Source organism: Aliiglaciecola sp. SL4 (assembly GCF_041538045.1).
Classification (GTDB): Bacteria; Pseudomonadota; Gammaproteobacteria; order Enterobacterales; family Alteromonadaceae; genus Aliiglaciecola.
This window is the reverse complement of sequence record NZ_JBGOSE010000006.1, coordinates 215,134-237,791: the sequence shown is the minus strand read 5'-3', so window position 1 is coordinate 237,791 and position 22,658 is coordinate 215,134. Positions and strand designations below refer to the sequence as shown.

Below are 22,658 nucleotides of genomic sequence, written 5' to 3'. Positions count from 1 at the left end.
ATTCAAAATCTAAATAACCAAACGAACTATCATTTAGTTTTTAATACTTTTTCTATATATAAAATTTCACGCAGAATCTACTTCTAAATGATTACAATAGGCAGCTAACATGCGTTATTTCCCGATTTTTATTGATACTCAAGAGTTAAATTGCTTAGTAGTAGGTGCTGGGGAAGTGGCTGCCCGCAAGATAGAGTTACTACTTAAAAGCGAAGCTAAGATTACCGTTGTAGCACCTTGGATGTGTAGCACTGTAGAGCAATTTGCAGAGCAAGGGTTGATTACCGCGATAACAAGAGAGTTTCATCAAGGTGATATTGATAAGCGCGACCTGATTTTTGTCGCTACAGATAACAGCGAGGTGAATCAGCAGGTTCATAAGCTTGCGAGTGCCGCAAACATTCTCGTTAATGTGGTAGATAACACTCCTTTGTGTAAGTTTATTACTCCCTCAATCATCGACCGTTCACCAATAGTGATAGCCATGAGTAGCGGTGGCGTTGCACCGGTTTTACTGCGCTATTTACGTCAAAAGCTAGAGTCTTTCATTCCGCAAAAAATCTCGCTTTTAGGTCAATTTTCGGAGAAATTTAGAGAGCAAGTGAAACAACGTTTGTCGTCAATCACGTCTCGAAGGTTTTTTTGGGAAGATGTACTTGATGGTCCTATTGCAGAACAGATTTTAAATGGCAATCAGCAGAAAGCTGAATCGATGTTTGCTGAGTCATTGGCAAACCATGAGCAAAAGAAAGTTCATGGTGAGGTGTATTTAGTGGGAGCTGGTCCCGGTGATCCCGACTTACTCACGTTTAAAGCCCTACGTTTAATGCAAAAAGCCGACGTTGTTGTATACGACAGGCTAGTTTCCAAAGAAGTTTTAGAGTTAGTTCGTAGAGATGCTGAAAAAATCTATGTGGGAAAAGCAAAAAGCCAACATACCCTACCCCAACAAGATATTAACGTATTACTCGCTGATCTTGCCGCAGACGGTCAAAGAGTTGTCAGACTCAAAGGGGGTGATCCCTTTATCTTTGGACGAGGTGGCGAAGAAATAGAAACCCTTGTAGACCGTAATGTTTCTTTCCAAGTTGTGCCTGGTATTACCGCAGCAACTGGGGCGGCAAGTTATGCTGGGATCCCGTTAACCCATAGAGATCATGCGCAATCAGTGGTTTTTGCCACTGGGCATTTAAAAGACAACACCATTGATCTAGATTGGCCTGCGTTAGTTCAAAAAAATCAAACCATCGTCTTTTATATGGGAATAACCGGTTTGGCGATTATCCGTGACAAACTTATTGAACATGGCATGCCCAAAGATATGCCGATTGCAATGGTGCAATCTGCCACAACAGAAAAACAAAAAGTGGTTACCGGCAGTTTAATTACAATACAAGAACTTGCCGAAGAAGCTGAAATTAAACCGCCTTCTCTTATCATTATTGGCACTGTTGTTACCTTAAGAAAAAAACTAAATTGGTTTGCTACTGAACAACCCACTAACTAGGGGGATAATTGGTTAGCGGCAAATTTAACCTCAACACTGATATTCGCTACTATGCTTAATACCAAGAGGGGGTGAATACCAATGAAAGCATTATTAATTGTTCTGTGCCTACTATTTATAATAGGGATAATATCCCCAGCCAATGCACAACAACTGCAATTTAAAAAATCATCAGATAGTGATACATACACCTACAATTATAAGTGGGTTGACCAAGCTAAACAAACGAACACATTGACCTTTTCAGTAGATAAAACCACTGCCCAAGAACAGTATAAAAATCAAACCGTCTTTAAACCGGAAATAGCGCAACGTTATGTCTACGTTGAATTGATGAAGCAAGCACAAAAAGTCAGTCCAAAAGAAGCTCGTGTCACCATTCAACAACGTGGTGAACGGTTAGAGTTGAAAGTATCCAGTCGGGATCAAGCCATGCTCGATAAGTGGAAATCATTGATGTCTGAAAAGCAAGAAAGCGCCTTTGATGACTACTTATTTGCCAATCACTATACGCGTTTTGTTAATCACTTAGGTCAAGAAGGGGTGATCCCTGATCACATACGCTATATCCAACAAAGTAGAGCGTTTTTATTGCCAGCTGCCCAAGCAATATATGAACAATTAGACGAGGGAACGGACACAAGAGCCTATGTGAATTTAATGCTAGGCTGGATCCAAAGTATTCCCTATAACCAACTAACCAGTCGCGTCGATGCCAACGGCGCTGGGTTTTTCACACCTTTAGAGGTGCTTAATAACAACAAAGGAGATTGCGATAGCAAAGCGACCTTGACCGCATCGTTAATGCGCTCATTGCTTCCAGATTTGAGTATGGCAATGATATATCTCCCCAATCACGCACTCTTAGCCGTTAACTTAGGTGAGCGTCCAAATGAAAAATCCATAAATATTCGTGGTGCTCAACACGTTTTGATAGAACCTACAGGGCCTGGATTGGTAGGCATTGGCGAAATATCTGATGAAACAGCTAGACATATCGCAAATGGCAGTTACAAAGTGGTGATGATCCCCTAATCATTATTCACCTCAAAGGTTATAATGTTCTTTGTTCGTTAAATCTTCTAAAGCCTATTGGGGTAATAGTGGGCCTCACATGGACTTCTACCGCCAAACTATACATTGGCACTTTTATGTCTGAAAATTTACCTTGTAGATAAATTAAAAAAGGCCATGCAGAGCATGGCCTTAAAGGTGAGATTCAACAATATTATTTTTGTCTTTGGTTACAAATTTTCTTCTGCAAATTCAGCCAATCGACTTCTCACTACACCATCTAAATTGATAGTTGCACTACCTGAGAAGTCTTTAAATTTCTCCACCAAATAAGTCAAACCAGAGGTGACTGCAGATAAGTAATTACTATCAATCTGAGCTAAGTTTCCGCCACAAATTAGCTTAGTACCCTCGCCACATCGAGTTATGATGGTTTTTAGTTGGGAAGCTGTAAGGTTTTGTGATTCATCTAAAATAACAATGGCATTTTGGATACTTCGACCACGCATAAAGTTAACCGACTTAAACTGAATATTGGCCTTTTCCATGATGTAACTCATAGAACCTTTCACATTTTCATCGTTTTTATGCAGCACTTCTAAAGAATCTGTAATGGCTGCTAACCAAGGTGCCATTTTTTCTTCTTCGGTTTTCCTAAGATCCACACCTACGTTGTCAAAGAGTTATATTTATACTTATTCACTTAAATCCAAATTATTAATTATTTCCCTTTCCATTTATATAGCTACAGTAACGTTTCTTCACATAACTCGATAAGCAACCGGAATATGATTTATCTATGGTTTGCATGAATTAACCAATACTTTCCTAATTCAGACTTGCGATGATCGCAATAATCCGATTTATATGAAATCCATCATAGCAAGTAAAATCACTAATAGAAATTTGAAATCGAAAACTTGGGTTAGATATAGAATAACTAAAGATCATCATTTCTAACTAGAACAAATCCAATTCTGTGTTGGTAAACCACATAAGGTTCTATTGGCTTAAAAGCCCCGCTCAAAATAGTCTTTTAAACCATTTGGCGCTCAAGTGGATTTTTAAAGGAAATAAAGTCAGCCAATACGGAAATAGATCAGCCCCTAGTAGTAAGTTTCTAAATTGTAATTTCGAACCGACATCTTTGCTAATAGTCAGAAAAAGTGATCTCGGCGGTATATTGCTAATTCCCCCATTCGCAAAAAATAGATAGACTAACTACATTAGTATTGACAGTTGAGGTGACAATTGGGCTTAATTGTACAAGGAAATGTAGTCAAAGTTGATCATGAAAATAAGGAGTGGTTGAAAACAACCCCATATGGCAATCCAACAAAAGAAAATATCGATGGATTAATAGTTTATTCTTTATTTAAAAGACTGTTGGCTTCGCGTAAATCTAGAAGAATACATCGTGATAAAATCCCCGGAGATAACTGCCCAATAATATACGCGCTAAAAGGCAAAGATAATTTAACGACAGATATAACAAGCATCAAAAAGCTTCATGTCAGCTATGAAACGATTGTAAACGTATTTCAAGCCAGCGAACCAAATGGCTACGATTTTGTGATTTCGATGCCTTCATCACATAATATCAGTCGCATAATAGGTAGACGTTTAGCCAACACTTTCACGGCATTTCACTCTCATGATTTTTTGCGTAAATTGACTATTGAAGAGGCTTTTAATTTGCTTGATAGAGCCGATATTAGTGTTGATGAGCATAAATCGTTATCTTATAGATTAAGAAAACAGAGGCAAGAAAATGGTTTCCAAGGAAGCTTTTCACTCAAAGGAATTCCTGTCCAATTTAGAACTGAATTTCCTCCATTGTGCTTAAATAACGTCAAGGCGATACAAGTTCAGCCTCAACGAATTTTGTTGGTTGATGATTTATTGGCAACAGGAACAACATTAAATACAGCCTATAATTTAGTGCAGCAAATGTTTCCTCAAGCTATAATCCACGGCGCTAGCTTGATTAGTTCATCTACGAAATAATCTTGACGATTGCGTCAATTAGCATCATAATATTTATTACAGAGTGTGCTTGAGTCTCCCCGCTCTTAAAATCCAGACGAGACCCGCGTAGGCACCTTGCTAAAGGTCGGTCTGTAAAGGACGAGTATTTGGCAGGTTAGGCAGCGGCTAACCCTTCAACTTTTTGTTGTCGTACTAGTAACGTTAGGAGAGCTTTTTGCTCTCCTTTGTTCTTTCTAGGCATAGATAATCTTATAATTCCCCTTCGCCGTTGGCGATAATCAAATACTATTTCTGATTTGTCTTGTTGATGCTTAAATGAAAATAGTTTGTTTCTTTGAAAAGACACACAAACACTGTATATTAAACCAGCGGTTGTAGACATTTTCTTATAAATATGAGAGATTATCCTACAATCATAAAAAAGCGCTGAAATATACTTGACTACATAACGGATTATTATGAACAAACTAAAAAAGAGCATTACTGTCAGGTTTTTCTCAATTGAAGCTGAGAACTCTTTTTTTACTGAGTTTGTTTCCAATTACCAAGCCAATCAGAGTAATGATAATCGAACTCGGATCATCAGCATTCGGAACAAGAAGCATTTAGTAAAAGCATCTGATTATATTCAACAATCTAAGCTAAATGTTTATCCCGTAACAGTTGTCCGTGAGAGGAACACATGGCAAACCAAAGCCACAAGTGACGGTAAAATTTCTTCCATAGCGATAAACCAAGGCATTATTGGTGACCCATATTTCTTTTCAATAGTTCCTGAGTTAAAGATCGTAATCGGCTTTACGTCTGGACCAAGCGTTAGCTTGAAAAGTGTAGGAACTTCATTGCTGGAACAATTCAGTAATAACAGATCGAGTAAAGTTAAACTGGAGCTTATTCCAAAAGAAAAAGAATTTTCAAAATTAACTGAAATCAATGATTACAGCAGCTTACATTTTAAAATAGGAACATCTTCGCTTTCTGATGTATCTGAAAACGCTCCTCAGTTAATTCGTGATTTAAGCAGCGCTCCTTACCTTGAAAGCAATATGCAACTTGCTTTAGATTTTGCTATCGACGAAAAAGAAGATACTGGGCTATCAAAAGAAAATGTCATTGAAATAGTAAATTACTTATCAAATCACGACGACTGTACCCTTTTGAAAGTTAAAGGAAAAAATGAAGATGGCTCTGTAGTCCATTTAGATTTCGGAAATGCTTTCTTTAATTATAAGACTGAAATTACGACACGCCATAAATATATTGATGAAAATGTTGCTCAAGAAATCTTAGAAGCAGCACTAACCAGTTTCAAATCCTTGGAATAACTGAAACATAACCGTTACTTGTAGTAGCTCATAATTCATTAGTGGTGGGCTTCCCAGATTTCATAAGACAGGCAGTTATGAGTTTTAACTGCACCCACGCACAAAGGCGCAAGAAACGCCAATGTGGGCACTAAGCTAAGGACATAAACTAGGCTGACACAGAGTTCTGAACACCCTCTATCTTTTAGCTAGTTTTATTCAATTAATCATACTTACCTGAATCAAGATCTTTCATAAATTGTTCACCATCTACCAAGTCACTTTCATCAATATTTAAAAACCTTTCTTTAACCAACTCTTCTTTTAAAATCTCAATAGCAGAAAGCTTATTTTGATGTTGACTAGAATAAGATGTACTTTCGGCAGTAATACCTGTTTTTTGGTGTTTGGCTTTTACTCCTACGTCAACAGAAAGGAATTTTGTTTGCTCTGATTTGATAATTGAAAATTCTATTTCATCTTCAAATTTACTCATACTTATTACCTTTTACTGACGTTTACTTAAAAAAATAGTAATTACTATTTTTCTAATACTTTGTTTTCTTGTTCCTGCTTAAGCTCTTGACACACTCGCTTTTTTGCTTAATTACATTGAGCAATGCACTTTGAATATTCACATTCAACACCTCTTTCATCAATTTCTATTTAACTCTTCCAATCGAGGCCAATCAATGGTTTCCCGTGATATTTTTTACAAATCAAAATTCATTCGTGGACAAGGCCGCTTAAGGAAAAAGACGGCTATTGATTATAAAATTTAGTTATACCTTAAATTTCTAACCTGATAGATCAAGCTGAGACTTATTTACGTTATTTTACTTAGCCATCGATAATATTTCTTTTCTGGTTATTGGGTGTACATCAGTCAGTACGCCATTCTTGAGTAATTCTAAAAGTTTATGCAATGAACCAACTTCAATATTACCAGCAAGCGTTTCATTAATCTCTTTAGCTGCTTCGCGAGATAAACCGATGTTAATCAGTTCAATCACCCTGTCGTCACTCGCACCGATTTCAATAAATGTATGTAACTTGGTACTCGATATTTCCAATTGCTTTAGAGCGATAACATTTGATAATAATACTTGATAGCAACGTAGAGCATTTGCCATTCTGAACCTAATATCATTGTTAATAACTTTAATAACATCCCTCACCGCTTTATTGGGGTTTATTTCATCACCTTTTTTCTTTTTACTTTTTTCCATCCATTCAATTTGCTCGCTAATAATATCTTTTAGGCTATCACCTTGAACCCATTTAGCCGCAATGACACACATGTATGACATATAATACTCTCCAGTGGGAGCATAAACGCCAAATTCCTCCAACTTCTCACAGACTTTGACCAATACGCTATACAGATTCTTTGATTTTGGATGCGGTAGTGTCCAATCATTTAAATCATCAATATCATTTAAAAAGTTGAACAATTTGTTTTGTTGTATATATCCAATAGTTGGACTTGCTTCAAGTGTGAAAGGAGCAACTTTTAAACTGCGGTGAGCACCTTTAACAGCGTTTTCCAAGGCATCGATTTCTTCTTGGCTTAACTCTAACTCAGGTGCATCGAGGGTTCTATGCAACTTACCTTCTGCAACTTCTTTAATCAATTTATTTGCAATGGTGTAAAACTTATATTGGTTTTCAGCGTCATGTGCAAAGGCTCCGGCTAGTGCCTGAAATACTGAATAGAGTTCCTCATTTAATGCTTTATAATAAGTGGGGATTTTTTCTTCATCACCATCATTTTCATCGAAATAATCTTTTACCTGCCATTCATCTGGTTCAATTATAAAAATATTACCAGCGAAATGTTCAAGCATTCTTCCGGCTCGACCAGTAATATTATTGATTTTCACATCATCCAACCTTTCAGGAGCACCCATTCCCTTTGATTGCATTGGCTTATATAGAAATAGGTTCTTGGCAGGTAAATTCACACCTTCAGCCAATGTACTCGTACATGCAACAAACTTTATCTGATCTTCTTTAACGAGGTTTTCGATCATCACTCTCAAAGAACTAGGCAATGGGCCATAATGAAAGGCAACTCCTTTACGCAGATTACTAGCCAATGTAAAACGGTTGTGGATAAACTCTTCCACATAGTCTGCGGCTTCTTCAAGCTCGTCAGTTGTATCAAAATTTTCTATTTCATTGGCAATATTTTGTGCAATATTTTCACAATGGTCTGTTTGATTTCTATAAATAATATTGCTTTGACCTTGCCCAAGCCTTAAGGAAATATTTGCTAGATGCTTACCTGTAAAATTTTTTGGAATTCGTATGTTATCTTCGGTATTGAGCCTATTAATCACTAGATCTCTTCCTACAGGCTTTATCTCCATCATAATTTTGGCAACGGGTGAAAAAGATGTAATTTCTTTTTTGAATTCAACATCTTTAAATACAGATGAAAAGGAATCTTGATAGCTTGCAGAAGGCATACTTACAATTACTTGAGGGAAGCTATCTTCCAGCAATTTATCTATTGTCAAGTGAAGTAATACGCCTCGGCTCTCATCAGTAATATTGTGAGCTTCGTCAATAAATAAAAAGTTAAAAGATATGTCACCTGATTGCAGTACATCAAATAACCTTTCTTGGGTCATTACGAAAAATGTTTTATCGGCATAACCACCATCTTGTGGAACAGTGCAAATTTCAATTTCCTGTTCAAAATTCTGCTCTTTGGCAATTTCATATAATTTACTAGCCACTTCAGAAATTAACGCTCTAGTTGGAACGATTATCGCAGCAAAAGCACCATCTGAGTCAATCATCCGCCGTGTTAAATAACTCAAGATAATATGAGTCTTTCCCGCTGACGTTGGCGCAACAGTAATAACATCATTATCGGACGTTAAATTCCCCCAGAGCGTTCTTTGGAAGTCCGTGAGTGGAAAATTTAATTCCTCTACTGTATTCAACTCTTGTCTGAACTCCATTTCAGCTTCAGAATAAAAACTATATCTAAAGTTGAGTTCGGGATAATTATTTTCAATAAGCGTAATATTAGGAAAATCACCTGTGCTTGAAAATACCTTATTCGCAATACCTATTATTTCAGGGTATGTATCACCACATACATCTATAAGCATTGAGAGCAATGCTGCCCCTTCTTTTCGAAATTTGCTATCATTAACTTGATATAAGTATTGGGCTACTGAAGCCAATTGTTTTACATGTGCCCTGTCAAGCTTCCAATTATCCCCTACCATCTTGAATATATAAGAGCGAAATAATTCATTGCTAGCACTTTTAAATTCATCACTAGCCATAGCTTTTAAAGTGAGCTTTTTTACAAATTCACTCATTTTTTAATATCCATATATTTAATAAACTGCTTAACGAGATCATCTATACACTCGAAAGGTAATATCATCAGTACCGTTTTATTGACAGACAACTCTTGCTTTTCAAGCTTCCTATAAAAATCACCAATATACTCACCAGCAATATCAATATACTTTTGCTGGAATTCATCTGAGGTGCATTCATGTAATTCCGGTTTAGCAAAGCCAATGAAGCAGGAGTTATGCAAAATGTCTTCGAGGTCAGAGTTAGACGCTGGGTTTAAAATTTCTAAAAGGTGCTCCTCCAATTCCACGTCCAAATTTGGAAAGTCCATGAAGCTATCTATTAGATCAAACTCATCTTGATACTTGTCTTTTGCTGATTTAATTGATTTAGTAGCGTCACTTGCAGCAGATTTAAAATCCTTATAGAGTTTAGATTCTCCTAAGAATAGTTTAAATTTACCATCATAAAATTGCCCATGTACGCCATCAGCACCAAAAACAGGAACCCTTCGAGAGGTCTTAGTAGATATCTTACTGAGTAACTTGGGTGCTTCTAAATAAACATCCATTAGCGTAAATAATATTAACTCTCCCAGTTCCCCTTGAGCAGTGTGTTGGCTTAATTTTCGAATTGCCTTTTCAAAGAGTCTATTGGCAGCCCCGTCTTTCTTAATGCCAAGTTTCTTTTCTATTTCTGAACACTTAAAAACAAAATTAGCCATTATTCCGTTTTTAATCGCTGAGAAAAAATGGGTGAGTGAATTATTTGTACTGTTAGGAGGCAAATATACCAGCAAAGTTTCGACGCTTCTCTCATCAGATAATTGATAGGTAACATCAACTTTTCTTAAAACAGTTTTTATTTCTTCATTATTTTGTATTTGCGGTTCTAAACGTGCTTCCATATCGTTTTTATTATTTCCCTTTTATTTAGATATATTTTAATGAAAACCACTTGTCAGTTAATAAATTAGGTATTATCACCAACATGCTCATCTGCTTCATCTTTAGCGAGGCTTGTATAGTGGAAACTGGTTAATTCAGAAGTTAAGAAATCATCCATTAATAGTTTTATAAATAAATTCTTTGATACTTTTGTATCTAATTGTATTTTATCATTGGTTGCATTAAATCTAATTTTCCCTTTCAATGACGGGAATGCCCTACAAAAAGCGACAATACGCTGATTTTCAATACCTGCTTTTAATACGGGTGAATCCTTTGCTATCTTAGTGAGTTTTCTAGCGGTTGTTACATCGTCAATTAACTCATGTAAAGTTTCTGGATTTTCCAACAATTCTATAGCTTCAACTGCTTCGACCCCTAGCATAGCCTCTTTTTGTATTACCTCGTGGAAGCCAAATGATTTTTCCAAAGTTTTTAGATCAATTACCAATAATGAACCATCTATTCTAAAAAATTGAAAATTTGGGCTTAATCGGAAAAACTCTTCTTTCAACTCTTCAAAGCGATGAGCTGATTTTTTTAGAAAGAAACTAGATCGCCCGTAAATATTAACCTGAGCCATCGTTTTATATAACACAACTTGATTTTGCTCATCACCTATTTCGATGATAAGAGCTGCTACAGAATTAATTTCATCATGCTCAAGATCAAAAGTTTCCTGTTCGTCTGACTCCAGTACTGACTGCAAACCCTGCAACGATTCAGGTATATCAATGTCATATTCATAAAGAACATTTTTTCTTTCGTCTGAAGTAGACAAGGGAACAACACTTAGCTCTTCATCACTAATTATTGTATCGACAAGGCTTCCAACAAACATTGATCTAATACTAGGAAGATCATCCGCTCTTATATCTAGTTTCTTGGGAACATTTTCGCCTTTCAAAAATACATATACTGTAGCGCCAATTTGCTCAATATTGTCAGAGAAGTATTGCAGCTTATTATTCAGTTCTTCCTTGTTCATTATTCAACTATTGCTCCGTAGTAAATTCTTTCATCTAATTTTATGTATGATACTCGGTCTAAACTTTTTAACTTACATCGAGTAATGATTATTATATTTTGCCTAGACTCATTGTTTTTGAAGTCACCGTCTGCCTTATAGATATGAAACCCCAATAAGGCCAATGAAGGGTTCGCATAAAATAAATCTGTCTTTATGTAGATCACTCCCATAAAAACTAATAACAAACCTAACACAATCAAATATCTAGTGCTTTCAAAATCAAAGGTAACCAATGGGATTATGTAAGTCGCCAAAAATGTTAAATGCTCGTAATTAATACTTTCAACTTTAACCAACTTAAACGGAATATTGGTTGAGCCTTTTATTGCAAATTCAAATACTTTGAATTCATATACGCCCCAGAGCAAACATACAAAACATATAACCGGGACAACAATGGAAGAATTCAAATTAGAAAAACCGATAAAGTGACAATCATCACCCCAACACATCGGAATTTTCACTGTAATGATTATTACTAATAAAAATAATAACCAAAGAGAAATAACGTATAGTCCAAATTTCCGTCTGATCATTGGCCCTCCCTTTTAGTAGCATTCTTCGCCACACGCTCTAATGTCCGATGCACTGTAGGTCTACCTACATCGTACTTTCTAGCAAGGCTAGCGATAGACTCACCATTTAATTTATCTTTTAATAATTCTTTAGCTTGCTCATCTGATAACGCAGGAGATCTACCGAGATGTTTTCCTTTAGCTTTTGCTTCTTCTCGCCCTTCTGCTGTTCTCACTTTTATTAAATCACGTTCAAGTTGAGCGAAGACTCCACACAAGTTAATCATGGCGTTTGAGAAAGGATTATCATTACTAGTATTAAGTGAACCGTCAATGATATTTAAGCAAGCACCCTTATTGTGGATACTATCAATAGAATCAAGAATGGACTTTAATGATCGCCCAAGGCGATCAAGGCGAGTAACAATAACTTCGTCACCTTCACGAATAAAATCGATCAGTTCCTTTAGCTTTTCTTCATTTTTGATAGAAGCACCAGATTGCTTTCCTTGAAAAATTTTTTCACAACCGAATTCATTCAATTTAGATAATTGAACATTTAAATCTTGTTCTTGAGTTGATACTCGTGCAAAACCAACTTTCATATGTACGAAACCTATAACTTTCGTACACACTAGCAACCAGATGAACGAAAGTCAACAAATACAGTTTCGTACATGAACGAATTAAAAAATATACATACGTTCACATTCGAGATAAAACGTTCAAAATAATCCAATATTTTATCGAACAGCCTAAAAGTGACTTTATTTGCACATTTAATTGAAAAAATCAAAAAACATACTAAAGTTAATTAAGTTAAATAACTTAATTAACTTATTTTGAGGGTGATATGGGTAGAAGAGCTGAATTTTCAGATCAACAGATAATTGAAGCTGGAAAAGCGATTACCGCTGAAGGTAAATTAGTTAGTCCATTTGCAATACGAAACAGGTTGCAAGGTGGAAGTTCTGAGCGTATTAAGATCGTTTGGTCTGAATATTTATCCCAACAAGAATCAATAGTTGAGGAAAAAGTAGAAGAAATTGAACTACCAACGGAAATAGCTGAAAAGTTGGAGAAGAACCAACAAACAGCTATAAATCAACTTGAGAAGCTAGCAATGGAAAGCTACAAAGTCGCACAACAAGTTGCAGAAAAAAGAGTTAAATCAACTATTGATGATTACCAATCAAAAATCCTTGAATATGAGGAATCTGAAAATCAAGCAAGCCTCGCTATTGAATCAAGCGACAATAAAATTGACGAACTAGAAGCTGAAATAGATGTTTTGCAATCTAGAAACGAAGAGCTAGTGGCAGAAAACTCAAGACTACTTGGGTTACTAGAAGCAAATGAGAGTCGTATCAAACAACTTGAAATTAAAGAAGTAGAGTTTGATAAGCTCCAACGAGCTTACGGCAAGCTAGAAGGGAGATTTGAGTTATTAAGCAAATAACCCATTAATTGATTTTAAATTACCTTTAAAACTCCGTGGTACATTTTCATCTGGTAATGAAACTCACACTCACCGGGTATTAGTTCTTTAATATTCACTTGATTTACTTCATTTAATTTGAGCTGTTCGTTTATATTTCGTGGAATATTTCGAAGACAGCTTTGATAGTCGGAAGAAGAAATAGCACTTAAATCTAACTGATGTTAACTGACCATATGATTTATTTATAAATAAACATGATTTCGATTTTTTTATGCATATTGAGCTTGCATTGTTTTCTGTTTATTGGGTTTTAAATAAAGATAATTAGAATTAAATGAGAGCACTTTTTGAAACTAATAAAGGAAAAATCGATACGAAGTACCCAATAATTTCTCACCTGCGCGTTGGTACGAATATTGAAAGTATTTTAATAATCTCGAAATATAGAAGTTATTTAAGAAAATATTTCAAAACATACGTATTACCGAGTAAATATTACATATGAAATGCATAAATTTGTAGCGATGATACTAACCTCGATAATTGTAATGTTTATTCTGATGAAGATAACGTTAAAGTAACTACCAATAATAAAGGTCAAGAAAATTAAGGAGATAACGATGAGTAAGACCGCAATAGTTTACAGGATGGTATCTAACGATCATATCTGTCCTTATGGGTTGCGCTCAAAAGACTTATTAAAAAGAGAAGGTTATAAAGTCGAAGACAACCATTTAACTTCGCGTGAAGATACCGATAAGTTTAAAGATAAGTACGGAGTTAAAACTACACCACAAACTTTTATTGATGATGAACGAATAGGCGGATATGACGACTTGCGCAAATATTTCGGTAAAGCAGAAGCAGGTCAAACGGGCACCACTTACACCCCCGTAATTGTAATCTTTTCCATAGCAGCGTTATTGACTTGGGCTTTTCAGCATTTTGCTACAGGTGAATATTTATCCACTCGAACCCTGATGCTTTTTATCGCGTTCTCTATGACGATGCTCGCAGTACAAAAACTCAAAGATTTGTATAGCTTTACCAATTCATTTATCACATATGATTTACTAGCGATGAAATGGATTCGGTACGGATATATTTATCCATTTGTTGAGGCATATGCGGGTATTGGAATGGTTGCACAATTACCAGCCTTGGCGGTAGCGCCCTTTTCTCTATTTATTGGAACAGTAGGCGCTATCTCAGTATTTAAAGCTGTCTATATAGATAAGCGAGAGCTAAAATGCGCCTGCGTTGGTGGTGATAGTAATGTCCCTCTCGGATTTATATCACTGTCTGAAAATTTATTCATGATCGCTGGAAGTTTAATTATGCTTTTGAAATAGTTAAACGTATATCAAGCCTTCGATTCACGGATGAGTCGAAGGCTTGATAAGCATCAGATATCGCCTAATACTAAAAACGTCAATATAGTTTATATAACTGACAAGATATCACCAAATTAACTGTGACAAAATCGCGCAATGATTATGCCGCCAATATTTCTTAGTAATCACACTGCACATTTTAAATTACCTTTAAAACCCCGTGATACATTTTCATCTGGCAATGAAACTCATACTCACCGGGTATTAGTGCTTTAATATTCACTTGAGTTATTTCATTTAATTTGAGCTGTTCACTTATTTCCAAGGACGGAAATAATAATGTTTCAGAGCAAGGATTCTGATCATTACGAAAAAACGTCAATAAAATAGGTCTGTCTGCTGCCACTTGAATTAAGGCTGGCGAATAAATTCCATCTTTTACTTCAATCATAATTTCATTATTTTCGACAACAGTTTCTTGTGGCTTATATAGCCAAAACCACCAAACTATTATTGCGATCAAAACTAGTCCAATTATATTGATTACAATCATGTGTATTATCCTTAGTGCTCTTGAGCTTTAAACAAACGGAGTCGATTAGCGTTAGACACTACTGTCAACGATGAAAGTGCCATCGCAGCGCCTGCTATTACAGGGCTTAGCAAGATACCGAAGAATGGATACATCACGCCTGCTGCTAATGGGACACCAGCTACGTTGTAAATAAACGCTCCAAATAGATTTTGCTTAATATTGCGAAGGGTTGCCTTACTTACTGCGATAGCATCTACCAAACCATGCAGAGAGCCTCTCATCAAGGTAATATCTGCACTTTCAATAGCTACATCTGTACCTGTACCTATAGCAAATCCAACATCAGCTAATGCAAGCGCTGGCGCGTCATTTATTCCATCTCCTGTCATGCCAACAATTTCACCACTGCGTTGTAATTCTTCAACTTTATTGGCTTTATCTTCTGGCAAAACTTCAGCTAGAAATTCAGTAATTCCTACTTTCGTAGCAACTGCGGTGGCAGTTTCCTTATTATCGCCAGTTAGCATAATTACGCGTATGTTATTCGCTTGAAGTCGCTTGATAGCTGAAATGGAATCAGGTTTTATTGGGTCAGCCACTGCAATAAGAGCTGCAAGGTGTCCATCAATAGCAAAGTACATTGGTGTTTTTGCTTCTTTAGCTAAGGTTTGAGCTTGCTCAATATGACCAGTTACATCGACACCTTTTATTTTCATCAGCTTTTCGTTGCCGAAAAGTAAAACGCGATTTTCACAGTTTGCCTCTACACCAAATCCTGTGATGGCTTTAAAAGAATCGATTTTTAAAAGTTCAATGTCTCTTTCCAAAGCACTCTCTACAATGGCTTGTGCTAAGGGGTGCTCTGAACCACTCTCTAGACTAGCGGCAAGCTGTAATACTTTTTTATCGTCCTTTGAATGTGCCAAAACGATATCTGTTACCTTAGGTGCCCCTTCGGTAATTGTGCCTGTTTTATCTAATATCATTGCTGTGATTTTGGAGGCTGTTTGTAATGCTTCTCCATTTCGAATAAGTACACCTGCTTCGGCTGCCTTGCCCACCCCAACCATAACCGACATAGGCGTTGCCAAACCTAATGCACAAGGGCAAGCGATAATTAACACCGTAGTTGCAGAAACGATTGCAAATGCTATCGCAGGAGCTGGCCCAAAGTTAAGCCATGCTAATGCGCTTAAAACCGAAATAATCATCACCACAGGAACAAAGTAGCCTGAAATCACGTCAGCAAGACGACCTATTGGTGGTTTAGAGTTTTGTGCTCTTTTCACCATATTGATGATCTGTGCTAGCGCAGTATCTTTCCCTACTCGTGTTGCCTTAAAGAAAATCACACCTGACTTGTTTAAAGTGCCCGCAACAACTTCATCTCCTTCAGTTTTCTCTACAGGCATTGGCTCACCAGTAAGCATTGATTCATCAATAGATGTGTGACCTTCAATGACAACACCATCAACAGGCATTTTTTCACCGGGCTTTACTTTAACCACATCTTTCAAAAGGACTTGCTCAATACCAATTTGAACTTCTTTTTTATCGCGAATCACCGTTGCTGTTTTAGCTTGCAGCCCAATGAGACGCTTTATCGCTTCCGATGTTTTTCCTCTGGCTTTCAGTTCAAGTGCTAAACCCAAATTAATCAAACCAATGATCATAGCGGTTGCTTCAAAATACACATGCCTAGCCATCATCGGGATAGCATCAGGCACAAAGACAACAACCATTGAGTAAATCCACGCTGTACCAGTTCCTAATGCAATCAGAGTGTCCATATTGGCAGAATGGTTTTTAAAGCTCTTCCAAGCACCAACATAAAAATGCTTACCTGAAAAGTACATAACGCCAAAAGTTAAAACACCAACCATGAACCACGACATTCGTTCAGCGTTTGTTTCTACTGTCATTTCGCCAATAACAATACTGTAGATCATAAGGGGTATGCCTAGTGAAAGTGCAATAAACGTATCTCTCATCAGCTTTTTGTAATAAGCCCAATCAGCCGCTTCTTTTTCATCTAGTACATCAGTTTCCGAGCTATCATCAATTGGTTTCGCGTTATAACCCACAGACTCAACAGCTTTGATCAATTCTTCGGTTTTAGCTGTCCCTGATACTATTACAGTCCTATCAGCAAAATTCATTTCCGCACTGACTACACCAAGAGTTGCCTTTAACGCCCCTTCAATTTTGCCTACACAGCTAGCACACCCAGCTCCTTCAATAATGAGATGAATATCGGATTTAGTATTAGTCATGGGAACCACCATATTCCTTTGTAGGTTCAAAACTATCTATGAGGTGACATACCATAGTTGACGTTGGAGTTTTATCTTCCTTGACATCCCATTGTGCTAGCGCATCGTTCATATTTTTACGCAACGCTAACATTGCCTGAAATTGTTTTTCGGTGTCAGCTAACCTTTCTTTAATAAGAGATCTAACTAAAGGGCATGCTGATTTTCCGAGACTTGCCTCATCAATAATATGTCGTATATCCGACACTGAAAATCCGAGATGTCTTGCACTTAAAATAAACTTCAGTCGAGAGATTTCTGTTAAAGGGTAATACTTATATCCGTTTTCTGACTTAGCTGGGTTAAGTAACTTTAAGCGAGTATAGTACCTGACAGTATCGGGTGTTGTTCCAAACTCTTTGGCTAATTCGGTAACTTTCATAAACAATCCTAACTCAATAAATTGATTAACTAAGCTCAGTTTAAACCTGTGTGTAAGACACAGGTCAAGCCTAATATAATAATTTCTAATTTAATGTGACCAGTGGATGTGTTTGATTTTACATTCACCGTTTTGTTTTTCTAGCACCATTGTTTTCATACCTTGGTAATCGCGCTATTTACGCTTGTGAATACCTATGGAGTGTCTACGCGAGGCTGATATTGGGTATTACCAAATACCATCACTTGGTGCTCTAGTGATTCGCTCTTCATAGCCGCAAAGCACTCATATCAGACAACATATGATGATGAGCGTATCCGTCTGCACTTCTTTGTTTCGACATGCCCCTCATAAATGGTGACATCATCAGCTAATTGAGCACGCGCAAGCTCTTTGTTACTTGGTTTTAACGCTTCATTAAAAGCTAATACAACCATTGCGGCAGGGGTATCTAGTCCTTTGAATATTCTTTTATCTTTTTGTTTGTCACCATGAGCCTGAACTCCAAAGTTAAACGTCATTAATAGAACGAGTAGTATATTTATTTTTTATTTTCATTCTCTTTTTAGGTTTAATTTACAGGGCCGACAATACTAGTAAGCACTGCTGTTACAGATAAAATGGCAATAGCTACAAACATTTCAATTGAGATTGATTTGGATAATGCTTTTCTGCCATCGTTGCTTTTGAGTTGCGGAACTAATTTCAATTTGTGTGTAGCGGCTATCGTCAATATGCTAGTCACTAGTAACAATTTAACTAATATGGTTTGTCCATAATTACTAGTAAGAAGAGCCTCTATTCCGCCAACCAACTGAATTACCAATAATAAGCCTGCGATTAAAAGTAAGCTCACCATGACGCTAGCTTGTTTTCCAAACCTTTCCATTATTTGATAGAGCTTTTCAAGTTCCAACATATCGCAGGCTTTTTTAAGAGGATAAAGGGCACCAAACCACCATGCCATAACTATGACATGTACCATTAATAGCCCTTTTTCAAATACTCCCATTTCGGAAACATGCCCAACCAACGTATAAGAGTAAGAAAAAACAAGTAGACATATGACTAGCAAGAGTTGTAGGACATTTAAACTTCGATTTCTTACTGTCATTGGAGAAGAAAAAACTACTAACATTATTGCCCCAATCAAACCAATTGAGCGCCAAATTGCAGTATCGCCTATGGATGAATCCCACATGATAATAATCATATCAAGGTCTAAAACCCCACCAATTCCTTCTTCAGCTATTGCACCCGTATTAGCAAAAAACCAGACAGTATTTGCTATAAAAGCGATTAAGGCGGTCATAAAGGTAATTTGACTAAACGACCTTTTATCTTCAGTTTTCATCGTATTGCCGCTATACGATCCTCCCCAAAATGTATATCCAGCTATGCAAGCAAAGCCCACGTAAAACAAAATTTTTGACAAAACTATGATTGCATTCCAGATATACATTTCCATAATGATTACTCTAATTAATGAACCATGAATCCAAAGCTATTCTTCATTTTATGACCGTCATTACCTAAGAAAGTCACGTCCACGATATAATTGGCGGGAGACAATTTAGGTAATTTCCACGAAAATGTGCCGTTTGCTTCTTTTGAAGGTATAAAACCAAATTTTACTTTTTCCCCTTGCTTATTTTTTAACGATACTTTGACTAAACGCACTTCTTTACTGAACTTAAGTTTAAGTTCTTCCGGTGTTTTCATTAACATTGCATTATCAGCAGGCACGGTTTTTTCAAGATGCACATGCGCAAATACCGCACTACTAAAAACGACACTGATTACGGTTAAAAATTTAATTAGTGTTTTCATATTTACCTCTTTTTTAAGTTTATAATTTAACGACGAAATTTATTTTTTGGATAACGCTTGGTTGAAGATATTTATGTCTCGCTTCTTAACAATTGAATAAATTGCTGGCAGTACAATGAGTGTTAGTAATACTGCGCTCGTCATACCACCTACCATTGGCGCAGCTATGCGACTCATTACCTCCGAACCTGTTCCTGTTCCATATAAAATAGGGAAAAGACCAATGATGATTGTAGCTACCGTCATCATGACAGGGCGCACACGCAAACCAGCTCCATGCAGTAAAGCTTCGCGGTACTCACCATCTGATATAGGTTTTACTTGCTCCTTGGCTTTTTCCTTAAGCTCGGTAAGAGCTTGATTCAAGTAAACCAGCATGATCACCCCAATCTCAACGGCAACACCTGCTAGCGCAATAAAGCCTACGCCTACTGCAACAGAGAAGTTAAACCCTTCTAAATACATCAACCATAGACCGCCAATCATCGCCATTGGCAATGTCACAACAATAATGGCCACTTCGCTAAATGAGCGGAAATTCAAATAAAGCAAGATCAAGATTATCGCTAGCGTTAAAGGCAATACATAAGTTAATTTTTCTTTTGCTCTTTCCATATATTCATACTGTCCAGCCCAAGAAATTGAGTAGCCTGCTGGTATGTCTAAATTTTTATCAAGATACTCTTTGGCATTTTCTACATATGTGCCGACATCAACGCCTTCAATATCAATAAATGCCCAGCCATTAATGCGAGCGTTTTCACTTTTTATTCCCGGTGCGCCATTTTCAACACGGATATCTGCAACATCACCTAGTGCGATGCGCTGACCATTCGGTGTAATAACAGGTAATCTTGCGAGTTGCTCTGGCGAATCTCGATAGTCTTGTGGGTATCTTAAATTGACGGGGTAGCGCTCTTGTCCCTCAACTGTTTGAGTGACGTTCATGCCTCCAATAGCCGTCGATACCACCTGCTGGACGTCAGCAATATTTAGCCCGAATCGACTCGCCTTTTCACGAGAGATATCGACCTTGATATAACGGCCTCCTGCAACACGCTCAGAATAAACAGACGCTGTTCCTTCTACCTTTGGCAACAATTGTTCTATCTGTTGACCAATTTCTTGAATCGTATCAAGATCAGGTCCAGCTACCTTTATTCCAACAGGCGTTTTGATGCCTGTCGCTAGCATATCTATTCGGGTTTTTATTGGCATTACCCAAGCATTTGTTAAGCCGGGGAATTTAACCAACTTATCAAATTCAGCTTTTAAACTTTCAGTGGTTACACCTTCTCGCCACTGCTCTTGTGGTTTCAACTGAATGAAAGTTTCAATCATAGTTAAAGGGGCTGGGTCAGTGGCGGTTTCAGCACGACCAACTTTACCAAAAACGGTTTCAACCTCAGGTACTGTGCGAAGTAACTTGTCCGTTTGTTGCAATAACTCACGAGCTTTACCAATAGAAATGCCCGGATAAGTGGTTGGCATATACATCAGGTCACCTTCATCTAGTGGCGGGATGAATTCACTACCAATCTTATTAACAGGCCAAAAACCAACTACCGTAATCAATATTGCTATTACAATTGTCGATTTAGGGAATTTCATCACTTGCCTTAAGACAGGCATATATAGCGCCGTTAGCACGCGGTTCAATGGATTTTTCTTTTCAGATATAACCTTGCCACGAATAAAATAGCCCATAAGAACGGGAACTAGCGTGATTGCTAATCCAGCAGAAGCTGCCATTGCGTAGGTTTTTGTATAGGCAAGAGGGGCAAACATTCTTCCTTCCTGCGCTTCTAAAATAAAGACGGGTAAAAATGATACTGTGATAATTAACAAACTGAAAAACAACGCAGGTCCAACTTCACTTGCTGCTTTAGCAACGATTTGCCAGCGATTTTCATCCGTTAAAGGTGTCTTTTCCATATGCTTATGCATATTTTCAATCATGACAATTGCGCCGTCCGTCATAGCTCCAATCGCTATTGCAATTCCGCCTAATGACATAATGTTGGCATTGATACCTTGCATATACATGATGATAAAAGACACCAAAATACCTAACGGCAACGTAATAACTGCCACAAAAGAAGATCGCAAGTGAAACAAAAATGCTGCACAAATAAGTGCTACCACTATTAATTCTTCAACCAATTTATCTGATAGGTTACTAACTGCTCGATCAATTAACTTAGATCTGTCATAAACAGGCACAACTTCAACTCCCTCAGGTAAAGAAGACTTCAATGAATCAAGTTTGCCTTTAACACCAATGATTGTTTGTTGTGCATTCTCTCCAAAGCGCATGACTATAACGCCGCCTACAACTTCTCCTTCACCATTTAATTCAGCTATCCCACGACGCATCTGTGGACCCAGTCCAACATCAGCAATATCGCCAATACGCAATGGCGTGCCCTGCTCATTAACGCCTAACGGAATTTCTTCAATGTCACCGACAGATTGAATATAACCAGTCGCCGTTACCATATACTCAGCTTCGGCCATTTCAACTACAGATGCACCTGTCTCTTGGTTACCTCTTTTCAGCGCCATTTGAACGTGAGTCAATGGTATGCCGTAAGCTCGCAACTTATCTGGGTCAACTTGCACTTGATATTGTTTAACCATGCCACCAATTGCAGCTACTTCAGAAACTCCCGGCACAGTTTGGAGTTCATACTTGAGGAACCAGTCTTGAATACTACGTAACTGACTAAGATCATGATTTCCTGACGTGTCCGTAAGCGCATATATATAAACCCAGCCCACACCTGTTGCATCAGGCCCTAACTGTGGTTTTGCCGAATCAGGTAAACTCGGAGCTACTTGACTCAAATACTCCAACACCCGACTCCTTGCCCAATAAAGGTCTGTATCGTCGTCAAATATAATGTAGACGTAAGAGTCACCGAAGAAAGAGTACCCTCGAACCGTTTGTGCTCCCGGCACTGAAAGCATTGCGGTTGTTAAAGGGAAAGTAACTTGATCTTGTACTACCTGAGGTGCTTGGCCCGGATAACTGGTTTTGATAATTACTTGTACGTCTGACAAGTCAGGTAGCGCATCGACTGGTGTATTTTTTAACGCAAACATACCACCAAAAGCGAGGATAAGCGTGGTTAATAAAACAAAGAAACGGTTGCCCACTGACCATCTAATTATTGATTCAATCATTACTAATC

Annotated in this window: 19 protein-coding genes and 1 pseudogene; 6 read left to right on the top strand and 14 right to left on the bottom strand. The window is 37.4% G+C overall.

Features of this window, described 5'->3' with window-relative positions; genetic code table 11:
- Positions 1–109: 109 nt before the first annotated feature.
- Both cysG and AB6T38_RS11270 read left to right on the top strand, forming a co-directional pair.
- Positions 110–1,507 carry a siroheme synthase CysG gene (cysG, locus tag AB6T38_RS11275; protein WP_372547405.1) on the top strand — a complete coding sequence of 466 codons (1,398 nt, stop codon included), beginning with the start codon at positions 110–112 and terminating at the stop codon, positions 1,505–1,507.
- Between the two features lie 81 nt (positions 1,508–1,588).
- Positions 1,589–2,542 (top strand): hypothetical protein, encoded by a 954-nt coding sequence (locus AB6T38_RS11270; protein WP_372547403.1) that lies wholly within the window; start codon positions 1,589–1,591, stop codon positions 2,540–2,542.
- Between the two features lie 209 nt (positions 2,543–2,751).
- On the opposite strand, the pseudogene AB6T38_RS11265 reads toward AB6T38_RS11270, so the two are convergent.
- Positions 2,752–3,171, bottom strand: a pseudogene (locus AB6T38_RS11265) (PhoH family protein); the annotation flags it as partial.
- A gap of 601 nt (positions 3,172–3,772) precedes the next feature.
- Here AB6T38_RS11265 and AB6T38_RS11260 point away from each other — a divergent pair.
- Entirely contained in the window at positions 3,773–4,528 is a 756-nt protein-coding gene (locus AB6T38_RS11260; protein ID WP_372547402.1) for a hypothetical protein, read from the top strand.
- A 440-nt stretch (positions 4,529–4,968) separates the two neighbouring features.
- The gene (locus tag AB6T38_RS11255) at positions 4,969–5,835 is read left to right on the top strand and encodes a DUF6731 family protein (protein WP_372547401.1); all 867 of its coding nucleotides are present in this window, start codon (positions 4,969–4,971) and stop codon (positions 5,833–5,835) included.
- Between the two features lie 202 nt (positions 5,836–6,037).
- Here AB6T38_RS11255 and AB6T38_RS11250 read toward each other — a convergent pair whose 3' ends face one another.
- From AB6T38_RS11250 to AB6T38_RS11225, 6 genes are all read right to left on the bottom strand, one after another.
- Positions 6,038–6,310 (bottom strand): peptide chain release factor-like protein, encoded by a 273-nt coding sequence (locus AB6T38_RS11250; RefSeq protein ID WP_372547400.1) that lies wholly within the window; start codon positions 6,308–6,310, stop codon positions 6,038–6,040.
- Between the two features lie 340 nt (positions 6,311–6,650).
- The gene (locus AB6T38_RS11245) at positions 6,651–9,155 is read right to left on the bottom strand and encodes a DEAD/DEAH box helicase (protein ID WP_372547398.1); all 2,505 of its coding nucleotides are present in this window, start codon (positions 9,153–9,155) and stop codon (positions 6,651–6,653) included.
- A complete protein-coding gene (locus AB6T38_RS11240; RefSeq protein WP_372547397.1) occupies positions 9,152–10,045 on the bottom strand; it encodes a DUF1837 domain-containing protein in 894 nt (297 codons plus the stop codon). The genes AB6T38_RS11245 and AB6T38_RS11240 overlap by 4 nt, the downstream gene beginning before the upstream one ends.
- A gap of 65 nt (positions 10,046–10,110) precedes the next feature.
- On the bottom strand, positions 10,111–11,073 hold the full coding sequence (gene kwaB, locus AB6T38_RS11235) for an anti-phage protein KwaB (protein WP_372547396.1): 963 nt from the start codon (positions 11,071–11,073) through the stop codon (positions 10,111–10,113).
- Entirely contained in the window at positions 11,073–11,651 is a 579-nt protein-coding gene (gene kwaA, locus AB6T38_RS11230) for an anti-phage protein KwaA (RefSeq protein ID WP_372547395.1), read from the bottom strand. Before kwaA ends, kwaB begins: the two co-directional genes overlap by 1 nt.
- On the bottom strand, positions 11,648–12,235 hold the full coding sequence (locus AB6T38_RS11225; RefSeq protein ID WP_372547394.1) for a recombinase family protein: 588 nt from the start codon (positions 12,233–12,235) through the stop codon (positions 11,648–11,650). Before AB6T38_RS11225 ends, kwaA begins: the two co-directional genes overlap by 4 nt.
- Positions 12,236–12,483: 248 nt before the next feature.
- Here AB6T38_RS11225 and AB6T38_RS11220 point away from each other — a divergent pair, with 248 nt between their 5' ends.
- Together AB6T38_RS11220 and AB6T38_RS11215 are read left to right on the top strand one after the other, a co-directional pair.
- A complete protein-coding gene (locus tag AB6T38_RS11220) occupies positions 12,484–13,089 on the top strand; it encodes a DNA-binding protein (RefSeq protein WP_235312866.1) in 606 nt (201 codons plus the stop codon).
- A gap of 602 nt (positions 13,090–13,691) precedes the next feature.
- A complete protein-coding gene (locus AB6T38_RS11215) occupies positions 13,692–14,423 on the top strand; it encodes a MauE/DoxX family redox-associated membrane protein (protein WP_372547393.1) in 732 nt (243 codons plus the stop codon).
- Between the two features lie 181 nt (positions 14,424–14,604).
- Here AB6T38_RS11215 and AB6T38_RS11210 read toward each other — a convergent pair whose 3' ends face one another.
- The 7 genes from AB6T38_RS11210 to AB6T38_RS11180 form a co-directional block, all read right to left on the bottom strand.
- Positions 14,605–14,958 (bottom strand): cupredoxin domain-containing protein, encoded by a 354-nt coding sequence (locus AB6T38_RS11210; RefSeq protein WP_235312862.1) that lies wholly within the window; start codon positions 14,956–14,958, stop codon positions 14,605–14,607.
- Positions 14,959–14,969: 11 nt separating this feature from the next.
- Positions 14,970–17,213, bottom strand: coding sequence for a heavy metal translocating P-type ATPase (locus AB6T38_RS11205; protein WP_372547392.1), 2,244 nt, complete (start codon positions 17,211–17,213; stop codon positions 14,970–14,972).
- Entirely contained in the window at positions 17,206–17,634 is a 429-nt protein-coding gene (locus tag AB6T38_RS11200) for a MerR family transcriptional regulator (protein ID WP_235312859.1), read from the bottom strand. Before AB6T38_RS11200 ends, AB6T38_RS11205 begins: the two co-directional genes overlap by 8 nt.
- A gap of 290 nt (positions 17,635–17,924) precedes the next feature.
- Positions 17,925–18,155 (bottom strand): hypothetical protein, encoded by a 231-nt coding sequence (locus tag AB6T38_RS11195; RefSeq protein ID WP_299082381.1) that lies wholly within the window; start codon positions 18,153–18,155, stop codon positions 17,925–17,927.
- A gap of 50 nt (positions 18,156–18,205) precedes the next feature.
- Entirely contained in the window at positions 18,206–18,988 is a 783-nt protein-coding gene (locus AB6T38_RS11190) for a copper resistance D family protein (protein WP_372547391.1), read from the bottom strand.
- A gap of 128 nt (positions 18,989–19,116) precedes the next feature.
- Positions 19,117–19,464 carry a copper resistance CopC family protein gene (locus AB6T38_RS11185; protein WP_235312855.1) on the bottom strand — a complete coding sequence of 116 codons (348 nt, stop codon included), beginning with the start codon at positions 19,462–19,464 and terminating at the stop codon, positions 19,117–19,119.
- 39 nt (positions 19,465–19,503) lie between these two features.
- On the bottom strand, positions 19,504–22,650 hold the full coding sequence (locus tag AB6T38_RS11180) for an efflux RND transporter permease subunit (RefSeq protein ID WP_372547389.1): 3,147 nt from the start codon (positions 22,648–22,650) through the stop codon (positions 19,504–19,506).
- Between the last annotated feature and the right edge of the window lie 8 nt (positions 22,651–22,658).